Origin of the sequence: Micromonospora orduensis, assembly GCF_006228125.1 — a bacterium.
Classification (GTDB): Bacteria; Actinomycetota; Actinomycetes; order Mycobacteriales; family Micromonosporaceae; genus Micromonospora; species Micromonospora orduensis.
In genome coordinates, this window is sequence record NZ_VDFY01000068.1 from 13,731 (window position 1) to 27,860 (window position 14,130).

The 14,130-nt window shown below is 71.9% G+C and carries 17 protein-coding genes; 11 read left to right on the forward strand and 6 right to left on the reverse strand.

Features of this window, described 5'->3' with window-relative positions; translation table 11 throughout:
- The first annotated feature begins 144 nt into the window (after positions 1-144).
- Both pta and FHG89_RS01660 read left to right on the forward strand, forming a co-directional pair.
- Entirely contained in the window at positions 145-2,214 is a 2,070-nt protein-coding gene (pta, locus tag FHG89_RS01655; protein WP_139582194.1) for a phosphate acetyltransferase, read from the forward strand.
- Positions 2,211-3,326, forward strand: a complete 1,116-nt coding sequence (locus FHG89_RS01660; RefSeq protein WP_139582195.1) for an acetate/propionate family kinase — start codon at positions 2,211-2,213, stop codon at positions 3,324-3,326. The genes pta and FHG89_RS01660 overlap by 4 nt, the downstream gene beginning before the upstream one ends.
- Before the next feature lies 1 nt (position 3,327).
- Here the strand turns inward: FHG89_RS01660 and FHG89_RS32730 are convergent, their stop codons facing one another.
- On the reverse strand, positions 3,328-3,501 hold the full coding sequence (locus tag FHG89_RS32730) for a hypothetical protein (protein WP_167517322.1): 174 nt from the start codon (positions 3,499-3,501) through the stop codon (positions 3,328-3,330).
- A 157-nt stretch (positions 3,502-3,658) separates the two neighbouring features.
- Here FHG89_RS32730 and FHG89_RS01665 point away from each other — a divergent pair, with 157 nt between their 5' ends.
- Entirely contained in the window at positions 3,659-4,552 is an 894-nt protein-coding gene (locus FHG89_RS01665; protein ID WP_139582196.1) for an alpha/beta hydrolase family protein, read from the forward strand.
- An 18-nt stretch (positions 4,553-4,570) separates the two neighbouring features.
- Positions 4,571-5,020 carry a nucleotidyltransferase domain-containing protein gene (locus FHG89_RS01670; protein ID WP_139582197.1) on the forward strand — a complete coding sequence of 150 codons (450 nt, stop codon included), beginning with the start codon at positions 4,571-4,573 and terminating at the stop codon, positions 5,018-5,020.
- On the opposite strand, the gene FHG89_RS01675 is transcribed toward FHG89_RS01670, so the two are convergent.
- Positions 4,998-5,459, reverse strand: coding sequence for a MerR family transcriptional regulator (locus FHG89_RS01675; RefSeq protein ID WP_139582198.1), 462 nt, complete (start codon positions 5,457-5,459; stop codon positions 4,998-5,000). The two genes, FHG89_RS01670 and FHG89_RS01675, sit on opposite strands and share 23 nt — an antisense overlap.
- An 89-nt stretch (positions 5,460-5,548) precedes the next feature.
- Between FHG89_RS01675 and FHG89_RS01680 the strand changes: the two genes are divergently transcribed.
- Together FHG89_RS01680 and FHG89_RS01685 are read left to right on the forward strand one after the other, a co-directional pair.
- Complete coding sequence (locus FHG89_RS01680) at positions 5,549-6,598, forward strand: aldo/keto reductase (RefSeq protein ID WP_139582200.1); 1,050 nt, start codon at positions 5,549-5,551, stop codon at positions 6,596-6,598.
- 87 nt (positions 6,599-6,685) lie between these two features.
- The gene (locus tag FHG89_RS01685; protein ID WP_139582201.1) at positions 6,686-7,654 is read left to right on the forward strand and encodes an alpha/beta hydrolase family protein; all 969 of its coding nucleotides are present in this window, start codon (positions 6,686-6,688) and stop codon (positions 7,652-7,654) included.
- Positions 7,655-7,780: 126 nt separating this feature from the next.
- Here FHG89_RS01685 and FHG89_RS01690 read toward each other — a convergent pair whose 3' ends face one another.
- The 3 genes from FHG89_RS01690 to FHG89_RS01700 form a co-directional block, all read right to left on the reverse strand.
- Positions 7,781-8,743, reverse strand: a complete 963-nt coding sequence (locus FHG89_RS01690) for a zinc-binding dehydrogenase (RefSeq protein ID WP_139582203.1) — start codon at positions 8,741-8,743, stop codon at positions 7,781-7,783.
- An 87-nt stretch (positions 8,744-8,830) separates the two neighbouring features.
- Positions 8,831-10,009 carry an NAD(P)-dependent malic enzyme gene (locus FHG89_RS01695; protein WP_139582205.1) on the reverse strand — a complete coding sequence of 393 codons (1,179 nt, stop codon included), beginning with the start codon at positions 10,007-10,009 and terminating at the stop codon, positions 8,831-8,833.
- Between the two features lie 143 nt (positions 10,010-10,152).
- Positions 10,153-10,503 (reverse strand): S24/S26 family peptidase, encoded by a 351-nt coding sequence (locus FHG89_RS01700; protein ID WP_139582278.1) that lies wholly within the window; start codon positions 10,501-10,503, stop codon positions 10,153-10,155.
- Positions 10,504-10,587: 84 nt separating this feature from the next.
- Here FHG89_RS01700 and sodN point away from each other — a divergent pair, with 84 nt between their 5' ends.
- From sodN to FHG89_RS01715, 3 genes are read left to right on the forward strand one after another with little or no spacing between them, the layout of a single operon-like run.
- Positions 10,588-10,992 (forward strand): superoxide dismutase, Ni, encoded by a 405-nt coding sequence (gene sodN, locus FHG89_RS01705; protein ID WP_007464694.1) that lies wholly within the window; start codon positions 10,588-10,590, stop codon positions 10,990-10,992.
- On the forward strand, positions 10,989-11,546 hold the full coding sequence (locus FHG89_RS01710; RefSeq protein WP_139582206.1) for a GNAT family N-acetyltransferase: 558 nt from the start codon (positions 10,989-10,991) through the stop codon (positions 11,544-11,546). Before sodN ends, FHG89_RS01710 begins: the two co-directional genes overlap by 4 nt.
- Positions 11,543-11,950, forward strand: a complete 408-nt coding sequence (locus tag FHG89_RS01715) for an ATP-binding protein (protein ID WP_139582208.1) — start codon at positions 11,543-11,545, stop codon at positions 11,948-11,950. Before FHG89_RS01710 ends, FHG89_RS01715 begins: the two co-directional genes overlap by 4 nt.
- A 13-nt stretch (positions 11,951-11,963) precedes the next feature.
- Here the strand turns inward: FHG89_RS01715 and FHG89_RS01720 are convergent, their stop codons facing one another.
- Complete coding sequence (locus tag FHG89_RS01720) at positions 11,964-12,353, reverse strand: hypothetical protein (RefSeq protein WP_139582210.1); 390 nt, start codon at positions 12,351-12,353, stop codon at positions 11,964-11,966.
- 43 nt (positions 12,354-12,396) lie between these two features.
- Between FHG89_RS01720 and FHG89_RS01725 the strand changes: the two genes are divergently transcribed.
- The gene (locus FHG89_RS01725; protein WP_139582212.1) at positions 12,397-13,347 is read left to right on the forward strand and encodes a diacylglycerol/lipid kinase family protein; all 951 of its coding nucleotides are present in this window, start codon (positions 12,397-12,399) and stop codon (positions 13,345-13,347) included.
- Between the two features lie 447 nt (positions 13,348-13,794).
- Positions 13,795-14,052, forward strand: a complete 258-nt coding sequence (locus tag FHG89_RS01730; protein WP_007072794.1) for a WhiB family transcriptional regulator — start codon at positions 13,795-13,797, stop codon at positions 14,050-14,052.
- The last annotated feature ends 78 nt before the right edge of the window (positions 14,053-14,130 follow it).

The window sequence follows — 14,130 nt, forward strand, 5'->3', positions numbered from 1 at the left end:
TCCTGGCCGGCGTCGACATCTTCCGGACCGGCATCGCAGCCCTGCGCTCGGCGTGACCACCTGCCGGAACACGCGCCCGCCGGGGCCGGTGCTGGGGGGCGTAGGGCCCGGGTGGGGAGACTCGCGATCTTCTAGGGTGGGGCTGTGGCTCGCAGCGTGTATCTGACCAGCGTCGGTTCGGGCGGGGGCAAGTCGACAATCGCCCTCGGGCTGGCCGAGTTGCTGTCCCGCCAGGTCGGGCGGATCGGCGTGTTCCGGCCGCTGGTGGCCGGCACCGGCCCCGACCCGATCCTCGCCCTGCTGAGCGAGCGCTACCGGGTCGAGCTGCCGCTCGCCGAGCTGGCCGGATCCACCTACGCCGAGGCGGCCAGGCTGGTCGCCGACGGCCGACGGGAAGAGCTGATCTCCGCTGTCGTGGAGCGCTACCGGGCGGTGGAGCGCCAGTGCCCGGCGGTGGTCGTGGTGGGCAGTGACTTCGACGAGCCGGGCGACCCGGCCCACCCCCGGGAGCTGGCCTTCAACGCCCGGCTGGCCACCGAGTTCGGCAGCGTGGTGGTGCCGGTGGTGGACGGCTTCGGACAGGAGCCGGCGGCCGTCGCGTCGGCGATGCGCGGGGCGTACCACGATCTGGCCGACCTCGGCGCGACGGTGCTCGCGGTGATCGCCAACCGGGTGACCGAGCCGATGACGCTGCCCGAGCTGCCGGTCCCCGCGTATGCCATCCCGGAGGTGCCGAGCGTGTCCGCGCCGACGGTGGCCGAGGTGGCGGCGGCGCTCGGCGCCACCCTGCTGGCCGGGGACGACGCCGCGCTGGGCCGGGACGTGCTGGACTTCGTGGTCGGCGCCGCGCACGTGCCGACCCTGCTGAGCCACCTCACCGAGGGCGCGCTGGTGATCACCCCCGGGGACCGGGCCGACCTGCTCGTCGCCGCGAGCGCCGCGCACGTGGCCGGGCAGGTGTCGGTGGCCGGGCTGGTGCTCACCCTCGGCGAGCAGCCCGACCCCCGTGTGATGCGGCTGGTGGAGGGGTTGAACACCGGGCTGGCGGTGCTGTCCGTGCGCAGCGACAGCTACGACACGGTGGCCGCGTCCAGTCGTATCGAGGGCCGGCCCAGCGCCGCGAACCCCCGCAAGGTGGAGGCGGCGCTTGGTGCCTTCGAACGCTGCGTGGACACCGACGACCTGGCCCGCCGGCTGCGGGTCAGCCGGTCCACCCGGGTCACCCCGCTGATGTTCGAGAACGAGCTGATCGACCGGGCCCGCTCGCAGCCCCGGCACCTGGTGCTACCGGAGGGATCCGACGAACGGATCCTGCGGGCAGCGGAGATCCTGCTGCGCCGGGGCGTCGCCGACCTGACCCTGCTCGGCCGGCCCGACGACATCGCCAGGCGTACCCGCGAGCTGGGCATCGACCTCGGCGACGCCAGCATCGTCGACCCGGTCACCAGCGGGTGGCGGGACGACTTCGCCGCCGAGTACGCGCGGCTGCGCGCCCACCGGGGCGTCACCGCCGAGTTGGCGCACGACATCGTGGCCCAGCCCAACTACTTCGGCACGCTCATGGTGGCCACCGGGCGGGCCGACGGCATGGTCTCCGGCGCGACGCACACCACCGCCGCGACGATCCGCCCCGCGTTCGAGATCATCCGTACCGTGCCGGACGTCTCGGTGGCGTCCAGCGTCTTCTTCATGCTGCTCGCCGACCGGGTGCTGGTCTACGGCGACTGCGCGGTCAACCGCGACCCGGACGCCGCCCAGCTCGCCGACATCGCGATCTCGTCGGCCGACACCGCGGCCCGGTTCGGCATCGAACCCCGGGTGGCCATGCTGTCGTACTCGACAGGCAGCTCCGGCGCGGGCGCCGACGTGGAGAAGGTCGCCACGGCCACCGCGCTGGTCCGGGAACGCCGGCCCGACCTGCTCGTCGAGGGGCCCATCCAGTACGACGCGGCGATCGACCCGGCGGTGGCTGCCACGAAGCTGCCCGACAGCCCCGTCGCCGGGCACGCCACGGTCTTCATCTTCCCGGACCTGAACACGGGCAACAACACGTACAAGGCGGTGCAGCGCTCGGCCGGGGCGGTCGCCGTCGGCCCGGTCATGCAGGGCCTGCGGCGGCCGGTGAACGACCTGTCGCGGGGCGCCACGGTGCCGGACATCGTCAACACGGTGGCGATCACCGCCATCCAGGCGGCCACCGAGGAGGCCTCGTGAGTCGGGTGCTGGTGCTCAACTGCGGGTCGTCGTCGGTGAAGTGGCGCCACTACGACGGTGACCGGGTGCTCGACCAGGGCACCGTCGAACGCATCGGTGAACCCGACGGCGGCCCGACGGACCACTCCGAGGCCGTGCGGCGGATCCTGGACGGGCTGGACCTGACCGGGCTGACGGCGGTCGGGCACCGGGTGGTGCACGGCGGCCGGAAATTCACCGAACCGGTGCTGGTCGACGACGCGGTGCTGGCCGCGATCCGGGATCTGATCCCGCTCGCCCCGCTGCACAACCCCGTCAACCTGGCGGGCATCGAGGTGGCCCGCGCCGCCCTGCCGGACGTTCCGCAGGTCGCCGTCTTCGACACCGCGTTCCACCACACCCTGCCGGACGCCGCCGCTACCTACGCGATCGACCGGGACACCGCCGAGCGGTACGGCATCCGCCGGTACGGCTTCCACGGCACCTCGCACGCGTACGTGTCCCGCCGGGCCGCCGACCTGCTGGGCCGCCCGTACGACCAGCTCAACACCATCACCCTGCACCTGGGCAACGGGGCCAGCGCCTGCGCGGTACGGAACGGACGCAGCGTCGCCACCTCGATGGGCATGTCCCCCCTCGAAGGGCTGGTGATGGGCACCCGCAGCGGCGACATCGATCCCACGGTGATCTTCCACCTGCGCCGGGAGGGTGGGCTGTCGGTCGACGACATCGACGACCTGCTCAACCACCGCAGTGGCCTGCTCGGCCTGACCGGCGTCAACGACATGCGCGAGGTGCTCCAGCGCCGGGCGTCCGGGGGCCGCGCGGCGGCGTTGGCCTTCGACGTGTACTGCCGGCGGATCACCGAGTACGTCGGGGCGTACTACGCGCTGCTCGGCCGGGTCGACGCGATCGTCTTCACGGCCGGGGTCGGCGAGCACGCGGCGCCGGTGCGGGTCGCCGCGCTGGCCGGCCTGCACCGGCTCGGCATCGCCGTCGACGAGGCCCGCAACGACGGCGAGGGCGACCGGCTGATCTCACCCGACGGCGCCGAGGTGAGTGTGTGCGTCATCCGCACCGACGAGGAATGGGAGATCGCCCGGCAGACCCGGGACGTGGTCGGGGCGGGCTGACTCAGCCCATCGCCAACCAGGTGACGAGGGCCACCAGCAGCACGACGACCACCGCCGCACCGACGATGAGCGGCAGGCGGGACGGCGCGTCCGCCGGGCCGGCCGCTTCCGGCGTCTGGGAGAAGGCGCGGAACGCCTCGGTGTTGCCGCTGGGGTCGGTGTAGTTCTCAGGCATGTCGGTGACCCTAGCGAAGCCGGCGGCGCCGTACCGCCCCCGCCCACGTCACCCCGGCGGGTCGACCCGGCCGGCGGAGGCGACCCGGCCGGGTGGCGGGCACAGCCGGTCCGGACGGCGGGGTCGCCGAGCCCGCCCGGGCACCTACCGTGGAACGATGGGGGCGGGGCGGCTGATGGCCGTACTGGTGACAGCGCTGCTGACCGGTTGCGCACCGGCCACCGCCGTGGCCGGCGGGGCCACCGGACCGGTGTCGGCACGCCGGGCGCCCGAGGGGTCGTACGCCGTCGGCGTGCGTACGCTCACCCTCGATCCACGCTCGGCGCGCCCCCTGCCGGTGACGATCTGGTATCCGGCCTCGCCCGACGGGGTCGCGGCCGGGCGGTTCCCGGTGGTGGTCTACAGCCACGGGCTGGGCAGTCGACCCGACCTGCACGCCGGGCTGACCACCCGCTGGGCGGCTGCCGGTTTCGTGGTGGCCGCACCCGCGTACCCGCACACCCGCCAGGGCGCCGCGCACTTCACCCGGGCCGACGTCCGCAACCAGCCCGCCGACGCCTGGCGGCTGATCAGGCGTCTGGGCCGCCTCGACACCGAGCGTGGCGACCCGCTCGCCGGGCATCTCGACCTCACGTCGATCGCCGCCGCCGGGCACTCGGCCGGTGGCTTCACCAGCTCCGGCATGTTCTCCGAGGGGCACCCGGCGCGGTTGCGGTCCGGAATCGTCATCGCCGGGGGTGGGCTGCCCGGCAGCTTCGCCGGACCGGCCGCGCCGGTGCTCTTCGTGCACGGCACGGCCGACCCCGTGGTGCCGGTGACGGTCGGCCGAGCCGCGTACGCGCGCGCCAGGGGGCCGGCCGCGTTCCTCAGCCTGCTCGGCCAGGACCACGGCGCGTACCTGACACCGGGCCACCCGGGCTTCGCGCCGGTCCTCGCCACCACCACCGACTTCCTGCGCTGGACCCTCTACGGCGATCACGCGGCCGGCGCCCGTCTGCCCGCCGACGCCCGCACCCCGATGACCCGTTACGAGTCCCAGCAGGCTCACTGAGACCGGTACGGTGGCCCGGTGGACGAGCTCGCGCGACGCCAGGTGGCGAGCATCGCCGAGGTGGTCGAGGTGACCGGGACGGCCGGCATGCCGGTGTGGCTGCGCGGTGGCTGGGCGATGGACTTCCAGCTCGGCGCGGTGACCCGACCGCACCTCGACGTCGACTGGTACTGCTGGCGCGACGACGCGGACCGGCTGGCCGCCCTGCTGCTGGCCCGGGGCTGGCTTCCCGACCCGCGGATGCCGGTGGAGACGCAACTCGACCTTGTCGTCGGTGACGTGGAGGTCAGCTTCGCGTACCTGGGTCGGGATCGGGCCGGCCGACCGACGGTGGGTGGCGGGTCCTGGGCCGGTGCGCCGTTGCCGGCCGGGATGCTGGACGCGCCGTCCGGCCGGATCGGCACCCTCACCGTGCCGACGATCTCGGTGGCTGCCCAGATCGAGTTCAAGCAGATGTACCCGGTCTGAATGCCGGAACGTCCCCGTCGACCGAAGGACGCCGCTGATCTGGCCCGGCTTCGCGCCGCTCCTGGTCGAGCAGGTCCTCGTACACCCCGACCTTGAAGGTGATCAGGTCCAGGCACTGGGTGAGCTGGCCGAGCTGAGTGGTGACGCGCTCGTGGTGCTCGCGCATCAGCGTGAGTCGTTCCTCCTCGTTGCCGGCGCCCTCGCGGACCAGGTCGGCGTACCGGCGCAGCGCGGGCAGTGGCATGCCCGAGGCGCGGAGGATGATGCAGACGGTCAGCCAGTCCACGTCGTCCTGGCTGTAGACGCGACGCCCACCAGGTCCGCGGCGTACGGGGCTGACGAAGACGCCCTGCTGCTCGTAGAAGCGGAGCGCGTGCACGCTCAAGCCGGTGCGTTCGGCGACCTGTCCGATGCTCAAAGTCGCGGTGACCTCAGCCATGCCGTGCAGGATAACGAGGGGTTGATCTAGAGCTGACTCTAGCTCCTAGGGTGCGCGGTGATCGCTACTGAATCAGCCGAGGAGCATCCATGCGCTACCGCACCCTCGGCGGCACCGGCATCGAGGTGAGCGCCCACTGCCTCGGGACCATGATGTTCGGTGCCGTCGGCAACCCCGACCACGACGACTGCGTCCGCATCATCCACACCGCCCTCGACCAGGGCATCAATGTCGTCGACACCGCCGACATGTACGGCCGGGGCGAGTCCGAGCAGATCGTGGGCAAGGCGCTGCGGGGGCGCCGGGACGACGTCGTGCTCGCCACCAAGGTGCACTTCCCGATGGGTGACGGTCCCAACCAGGGTGGCAACTCGCGGCGGTGGATCCTGAAGGCGGTCGAGGGTAGCCTGCGGCGTCTGGGCACCGACTGGATCGACCTCTACCAGATCCACCGTCCGGACCCGTCGACCGACATCGAGGAAACCCTCTCGGTGCTCACCGACCTCGTACGCGAGGGAAAGATCCGCGCCTTCGGCTGCTCGACGTTCCCCGCCGAGGAGATCGTCGAGGCGCACCAGGTCTCCGAGCGTCGCGGCCTCGGCCGCCTGCGCACCGAGCAGCCGCCGTACTCGATCCTGGCCCGTGGGGTCGAATCGTCGACCCTCCCGGTCTGCCAGCGCTACGGCATGGGAGTGCTGGTCTGGAGCCCGCTCGCCTTCGGGTTCCTCACCGGCAGGTACCGCAGGGACGAACCCGTCGACCTGTCGATCGGGCGTGCCGCCCTGCGGCCGGCACAGTTCGACCCCACGATCGCCGAGAACGCCGCCAAGCTCGACGCCGTCGAACAGCTCGTCGACCTCGCCGCGGAGGTCGGCTGCACGCTTCCGCAGCTCGCCATCGCCTTCACCGTGGCCCATCCGGCGGTCACCTCGGCGATCATCGGGCCACGGACCATGCCGCAACTGGAGGATCTGCTCAAGGGCGCCACGCTCACCCTGGACGACGCGACCCTCGACCGGATCGACGAGATCGTGCCGCCCGGGACGAACCGGTACAACCCCAACGCCGCCTTCCCTCCGCGCTCCCTGACCGACAGCGCACGACGACGGCGCCCACTCGCCGACCGCGCCGCGGCCTGAGACCGGCGATGACGCATGGGTGACCGGGCGGGCACAGGACGCCGAACCGCGCCGGGCGGGCCAACCGGACGAGGCACAATCGGATTCATGCCGCCTCGCGTCACCCCTGCCCTGATGGCCAGCGCCGTGCTCATGGCCGGTCTGGCCGGCTGCTCCACCGACACCCGCCCGAGCGAGAGTTGGCAGGCGCCGGCCGTCGAGCCGACGCCCGCCGCCACGCCGACGCCGCAGGTACCGGCCGGAAAGGCCCCGCAGCGCGCCTTCGCGGTCGGCGTACGCCAACTCAAGCTGGACCGGGACGGCCGTGCGCTGCCGACGACGGTCTGGTATCCGGCGGCCGGGGAATCCGGCGGGGCGGCCAAGCGGTCGGCGACGGCAGCCGAGGGGCGGTTTCCGGTTGTCATGTTCAGCCACGGCCTGGGCGGGCGGCCGGACGACTACGCCACACTGCTGTCCCGGTGGGCGGCGGCGGGTTTCGTGGTGGCCGCGCCGACGTTCCCGCACACCTCCCGGGGTGCCGACAACAACGTCCTCGACGTGCTCAACCAGCCGGCCGACGTGTCGTACGCGTTGGATCAGGTGTTGGCGCTCGACGGTAAAGCCGGCGACGCGTTGCGCGGCCGGTTGGACGGCGAGCGGGTGGCCGCGGCCGGGCACTCGGCGGGCGGGGTGACCACCATCGGTCTGTTCACCACCGGTCGGGACGAACGGCTGGACGCGGGCGTGGTGTTCGCCGGTACGGCCCTCGGCGTGGGCACCGCGTTCGCCGGTGCAGCCGCGCCGCAACTGTTCGTGCACGGTGAGCTGGACGAGGTGGTCGACTACGCGGCGGGCAAGGCCGCGTACGACAAGGTGCCCTGGCCGAAGGCGATGCTGAGCCTGCCCAAGGGCGACCACGGGCGGGCGTTGCTCAGTGACGGCGCGACGCTGCGGGTCGTCTCGGACACGTCGGTGGAGTTCCTCCGCTGGTCGCTGTACGGCGATGCGGCGGCGAAGAAGCGCATCTCCACCGACGCGACGCGCGGCGACATCGCCACCTTCGACGACCACCTGTAGGCCGGGGCGGCCGCTTCTGACCGCTCAAGATCGCACAGGAATCAGGAAGTAGTGGCCTCCCACGCCCCCGAGGCCACTACTTCCATGATGTTGTGCGGATCTTGCGGCGGCGCGGCTCGCGCGCCGTCAGGCGGTGTGGTCGACGACGATCTTGCCGAAGGTGTCGCCGGAGTGCAGGCGGGCGAAGGCCTTCTCGACCTGGCTGAACGGGACCACGCTGTCGACCACGGGGCGTACCGCGTTGTCGGCGCAGAACGCCAGCAGCTCGTACAGCTCGCCCGGGGTGCCCATCGAGGTGCCCAGGATCTCCAGCTGCATCGCGAAGACCCGACGCAGGTTGACGGTCGGCTCGTGCCCGGCGGTCGCGCCGGAGACCACGATCCGGGCCATCGGCGCGGCCGACTTCAGCGAGTGGTCGAAGGTCGCCGCGCCGACCGTCTCGATCACCACGTCAACCCGTTCCGGCAGCCGGGCGCCGGGTTCCACGGCGGTGGCGCCGAGCGCGGCGATCCGTTCCCGCTTGGCGGCGTCGCGGCTGGTCGCGTACACCCGCTTGCCCATGGCGACGGCGAGCGCGACGGCCGCGGTGGCGACGCCACCGCCCGCGCCCTGCACGAGCACGCTGTCGGCGTCCTCGACGCGGCCCTTGGTGGTCAGCATCCGCCACGCGGTGAGCCAGGCCGTGGGCAGGCACGCCGCGTCGGTCGCCGCCAGGCCGTCGGGCAGCGGGACCAGGTTCGACCGGGGTACGGCCACCCGCTCGGCGAGCGTCCCGGCGAAGTGCTCGGAGAGGATGGACACCCCGCGCGGGTCACCGGGGGTGACCACCACCGGGTACACGACCACCTCGTTGCCCTCCGGATCCACGGCGACCGCGTCGCAGCCGAGGATCATCGGCAGCTGCGCCTCGGTCAGCCCCACCCCGCGCAGTGACCACAGGTCGTGGTGGTTGAGCGAGCTGGCCCGGACCTGCACCGTCACCCAGTCGTCTTCCGGGTGGGTCGGTTCGGGCCGCTCACCCACCGTCAGCGCGGCGAGTGGATCGGATTTGTCGAGGCGGGAGGCGAAGGCAGCACGCATGGTCGGCACGGTAACAAGCTGAGCGCTCGTTAAGAAGGGCCCGTACGCACAGGCCGGCGGCGGATGCTGCGCCCGAGCGCCCCCGGCCCATGCGGCCTACCGGCGGGCGACTCCGTCGCGGCGGGCGGCCTCGGCGACCGCCTCGGCGACGGCCGGGGCGACACGCGGGTCGAGCGGGGACGGGACGATCGCCTCGGCGGTCAGCGACTCGGCCACCACACCGGCGATGGCGTCCGCCGCGGCGACCTTCATCCCCTCGGTGATCCGGGTGGCGCGGGCGTCCAACGCACCCCGGAACACGCCGGGAAACGCCAGCACGTTGTTGATCTGGTTGGGGTAGTCGCTGCGCCCGGTGGCGACGACCGCGACGTGCCGGGCGGCCACCTCGGGGTGCACCTCCGGGGTCGGGTTGGCCAGCGCGAACACGATCCCGCCGGGCGCCATCCCGGCCACGGCGGTCTCCGGGATCTGCCCGCCGGAGACGCCGATCAGCACGTCCGCGCCGCGCAGCGCCTCGGTGATGTCGCCCTGGCGGCCGTCGGCGTTGGTGGTGGCCGCCAACTCCGCCTTGGTGCCGGTCAGCTCGGTGCGGTGCCGCCCGATGATCCCCCGGGAGTCGCAGACCACCACCTGGTCGGGGTTGACGCCCCCGGCGACCAGCATCTTCGTCACGGCCACCCCGGCCGCGCCCGCGCCGCTCACCGTGACCCGCAGGTCACCAAGCTTGCGGTTGAGCAGGGCGGCGGCGTTGCGCAGCGCGGCCAGCACCACGATGGCGGTGCCGTGCTGGTCGTCGTGGAAGACCGGGATGTCCAGCGCCTCGTCGAGCCGACGCTCCACCTCGAAGCAGCGCGGCGCGCTGATGTCCTCCAGGTTGATCCCCCCGAACGAGGGGGCCAGCGCCCGCACCACCGCGACGATCTCGTCCACGTCCTGGGTGTCCAGGCAGACCGGCACCGCGTCCACGCCGCCGAACTGCTTGAACAGCACCGCCTTGCCCTCCATCACCGGCAGCGCTGCCCGCGGGCCGATGTTGCCGAGCCCGAGCACCGCCGAGCCGTCGGTGACCACCGCCACGGCGTGCGCCGCCCAGGTGTAGTCGTCGGCCAGGTCAGGGTCGGCGGCGATCGCCTCACACACCCGGGCAACCCCCGGGGTGTACGCCAGGGAGAGGTCCTCCCGGCTGGTCAGCGGCACCGTCGAGGCGACGGCCATCTTGCCGCCGACGTGCAGCTGGAAGACGGGATCAGCGGGGTCCACGATGGACGAAGACATGGTGGTGACTCCAGGATCTGTCGAGCAGACGGGGCGGCCGGGCTCGCCGCGAGGTGGGCGGCGAGCGGTGGCACGCGGTGCGGGGGGTCACCCGGGCACTTTCCGAGCATAGTGTCGTCGCCCCCGCTCGGATGTGAGCAGGGTCATAACCGGAGGCGGGGCACCCGTCCGGGGCGCGGCCAGTAGCGCGCCACCACCCTGCCCCGCACGTCGGCCACCCCGTACGCCCGGGAGTCGTCGGTGACCAGGTCGTTGTCCCCGCGGAGCCACCAGCCGCCGTCCTGTGGCCGGACCGCCCGCTTCACCACCAGCAACTCCGGACGCGTCCGGAACACGGCGACCACCACGTCACCGGGTCGGATCGGGCGTCCACCCGTGCGGACCAGCAGCGCGTCGCCGTGCCGCAGCGTCGGCGCCATGGACGGGCCGGTCACCGACACGGCCGTCAGCGGCCCGCGCAGGCGCGGCGCCTCCGTCGGGTGGTCGGCGTGCACTGGTTTCACCTCCACCCCGTCCGGGGAGCATTCTCAGGAGTAATGTCGCCTTTGATCATCGCAAACTTCCCATGGAGGATCCCGATGCGACTTCCCCGCATCCTTGCGCCCCGCGTCACCGCGAGCGCTCACTGCGACCTGCCGTGCGGCGTCTACGACCCGGCTCAGGCCCGGATCGAGGCCGAGTCGGTCAAAATGATCTGCGAGAAGTACCAGGCGAACACCGATCCGGAGTTCCGCACTCGCGCGGTCATCATCAAGGAGCAGCGCGCCGAGCTGGTCAAGCACCACCTGTGGGTGCTCTGGACCGACTACTTCAAGGCGCCCCACTTCGAGAAGTACCCGAACCTGCACACCCTGTTCAACGAGGCCACCAAGCTCGCCGGCGCCGGTGGCGTCAAGGGCAGCCTCGACCCGGCCACCGCCGACAAGCTGCTCGCGAAGATCGACGAGATCGCGAAGATCTTCTGGGAGACCAAGAAGGCGTGACCACTCCGGTCATCCCGACGATCCGGCCGGTACGTCCCGAGGACGTGCCGGCCGTCGTCGCCATGGTGCACGAGCTGGCGGAGTACGAACGCGCCCCCGACGAGTGCCACCTCACCACCGACCAGCTGACAGCGGCGCTGTTCTCGACCGCTCCGGCGCTCTTCGGGCACGTCGCGGCCGACGAGCGCGACGAGCCGATCGGGTTCGCGCTGTGGTTCCTCAACTTCTCCACCTGGGCCGGCGTGCACGGCATCTACCTGGAGGACCTGTACGTCCGACCGGCCGCCCGGGGCACCGGCGCGGGCCGGCTGCTGCTCGCCACCCTGGCCGACATCTGCGTACGACGCGGCTACCGGCGACTGGAGTGGTGGATGATCGACTGGAATCCGGCAGCCGGCTTCTACGCCTCCATCGGGGCGCGGCAGATGAGCGAGTGGGTGCCCTACCGGCTCAGCGGTGACGCGCTACGCGAGTTGGCCAGTCAGGCCACCGCCGCCGACACGCGTTCCGGCGACCGACCGGGTAGAGTCCCCGACCGGGGGGATGAGGCGTGACTCAACTGACCGGCCAGCCAGCGACCGACGACGATGTGGTGCACCTCACGGTGCCCGCCGACGGCGGTTACCTGGGCGTGCTCCGTACCGCTACCGCCGGTCTCGCGGCCCGGTTGCAGTTCGCACTCGACGAGATCGAGGATCTGCGGATCGCGGTCGACGAGGCGTGCGCGATGCTGCTCGCCATCGCCACCCGCGACGCCGAGCTGGAGTGCCGCTTCGCCGTCACCGAGGACGCGCTGACCGTCGAGGTGACGGTGCCGACCGTGCGGGGCGCCACCCTGCCAGCCGAGTCGTCCTTCGCCTGGAAGGTGCTCACCGCGCTGACCACGTCGGCGTCCGCCACAGCCGCCGACGGCCGGGCCACGATCTCGCTGCTGACCCGCCGCTCGGGCGGCTACTGACCGGCCGGTCCGGTCACTCGAAGCCGAGAGCCCGGGTCGTCGGGGGGCTCACCAGCAGCCACGCCACGCCCAGGCCGAGTGCCATCAGCGGCACGCCCAGCCACCCCAGCCCGCCCTGGATCATGAACCAGCCGATCGGCAGCAGCATCAGCTGAAGCACGATGGCGGGGGCGCGCGCACCGGCCCGGCGGCGCAGCAACGCACGGCCCAGGGCCCAGAGCACGACCGCCGCCCCGAGGGCGAACACCGTCACCAGCAGTGCCGACAGCAGGTCGGTGGTGGTGGCCGTGAGGTCGGCCCAGATCAGCCAGACGGCGATCAGCCCGACGACGACCGCCTCCGCCCACAGGAGCCGGACCGCCCAGCGGAGCGTGACGGGAATCGGGGCCGAGTCGATGGTCACGCGCGCCACGATACCTGGGCTACCGGGAGGTACAGTGCCGCCCATGCGGGCCGTCCTGGTGGTCAATCCGAAGGCCACCACCACCAGCGAACGCAGCCGGGACGTGCTTGTCCGGGCGCTGCGCAGTGAAGTCGATCTGAGCGTGCGCTACACCCGTCGGCGCGGGCACGCCATGGCGCTGGCCCGGGAGGCCGCCGTGGAGGGGGTCGACCTCGTTGTCACCCTGGGTGGCGACGGCACGGTGAACGAGGTGGTGAACGGCCTGATGGCGGCCGAGCCGCCGGCCGGTGCCGGGGGCGCCACGATGGCGGATCGCCTCCCCGCGCTGGCTACCGTTCCGGGCGGCTCGACGAACGTCTTCGCGCGCGCCGTGGGCCTGCCCCGGGACTGGCCGGAGGCGACCAGCATGATCCTCGAAGGGCTGCGCCTGGGCCGGCACCGGACGGTCGGGCTGGGCCGGGCGGACGACCGCTACTTCACCTTCTGCGCCGGGTTCGGCCTGGACGCTGCGGTCATCCACCGGGTGGAGCAGGCCCGGCGCAAGGGGCGGGTCTCCACGCCGTCGCTCTACTTCCGCTCGATCATGAATCAGTACTTCCTCGCCTCCGATCGGCGGCATCCGGCAATCAGCCTGGAGCGTCCGGGCGAGCCGGTGGAGGACGGGCTGGGCACCGTCATCATCCAGAACACGGCGCCGTGGACCTACCTGGGCGACCGGGAGGTGAACCCGAACCCGGAGGCGTCGTTCGACCTCGGGCTCGATGTGCTGGCGATGCGTCAGCTGCGGGTGGCTAGCACAACACGGACAGTGACGCAGTTCCTGTCCCGGCACCCCGACCCCCGGGGTCGTCAGGTGTTACGGCTCCACGACACAGCGGAGTTCACCCTGCTCTCCGCGCGTCCGCAGGCGTTCCAGCTGGACGGCGACTATCTCGGCGAGCGGGAGAAAGTCAGATTCACATCCGTTCCCGCCGCACTGAGAGTAATCTGCTAGGTCTCGGGTACTGCCCTAGGTCGACGCGGCGCCACACCGCATCGGCGCCGACGCCGCCACACCGAGGGGCAGGTGCCGGAAATGTCAGCAATGTCACGCGGACTGTACTATATTGATCCTCGGCTGTGGCACGGCGGGTAACCGGGAACGCACCGGAACCCGGACAAATGGGTTGTGGGCTTGCTCACCGCCCGGAGTTTTTCCGAGCGTCACCCTTGACATCGGCAATGTTCGTGAAAGTATTCACAAGCGAACTTGAGTTACCGGGACATTGCCTGGATATGCTCGTCAGGTTGAGCTGTTCCAGCAGGTCCCCGGAGCTAACTGCCTGCTCACGCACTGCCGAATGGACGGACGCGAACTGTCACCGTCGGCATTGCTGATGCATATAGGAAAAGCACGACAAGCAATAATTGCCACCCATCCAGAATGAGGAGTGTTGCCGCCATGGACTGGCGTCACCATGCTGTCTGCCGCGACGAGGACCCGGAGCTGTTCTTCCCAATCGGGACGTCCGGACCGGCTCTCCTGCAGGTCGAGCAGGCCAAGGCCGTCTGCAGGCGCTGCTCCGTGACCGACCAGTGCCTGCAGTGGGCGCTCGAGTCGGGTCAGGACGCCGGCGTCTGGGGCGGGATGAGCGAGGAGGAGCGGCGCGCTGTCAAGCGGCGCGGCGGCCTCCGGGTGCTGCGCGCTCACTCCGCCTGATTCCCAACGACACAGCTGCACGCCCCGGTGGGTCCGCCCGCCGGGGCGTTCCGCTGTCCGGAAACGGGTTCAGCCCGA

Bases quoted from the DNA above. Each gene is read 5' to 3' on its own strand.
- FHG89_RS32730 (WP_167517322.1), bottom strand. From the start codon at position 3,501: ATGCCTGAGAACTACACCGACCCCAGCGGCAACACCGAGGCGTTCCGC.
- FHG89_RS01665 (WP_139582196.1), top strand. From the start codon at position 3,659: ATGGGGGCGGGGCGGCTGATGGCCGTACTGGTGACAGCGCTGCTGACC.
- FHG89_RS01675 (WP_139582198.1), bottom strand. From the start codon at position 5,459: ATGGCTGAGGTCACCGCGACTTTGAGCATCGGACAGGTCGCCGAACGC.
- FHG89_RS01680 (WP_139582200.1), top strand. From the start codon at position 5,549: ATGCGCTACCGCACCCTCGGCGGCACCGGCATCGAGGTGAGCGCCCAC.
- FHG89_RS01685 (WP_139582201.1), top strand. From the start codon at position 6,686: ATGCCGCCTCGCGTCACCCCTGCCCTGATGGCCAGCGCCGTGCTCATG.
- FHG89_RS01695 (WP_139582205.1), bottom strand. From the start codon at position 10,009: ATGTCTTCGTCCATCGTGGACCCCGCTGATCCCGTCTTCCAGCTGCAC.
- sodN (WP_007464694.1), top strand. From the start codon at position 10,588: ATGCGACTTCCCCGCATCCTTGCGCCCCGCGTCACCGCGAGCGCTCAC.
- FHG89_RS01725 (WP_139582212.1), top strand. From the start codon at position 12,397: ATGCGGGCCGTCCTGGTGGTCAATCCGAAGGCCACCACCACCAGCGAA.
- FHG89_RS01730 (WP_007072794.1), top strand. From the start codon at position 13,795: ATGGACTGGCGTCACCATGCTGTCTGCCGCGACGAGGACCCGGAGCTG.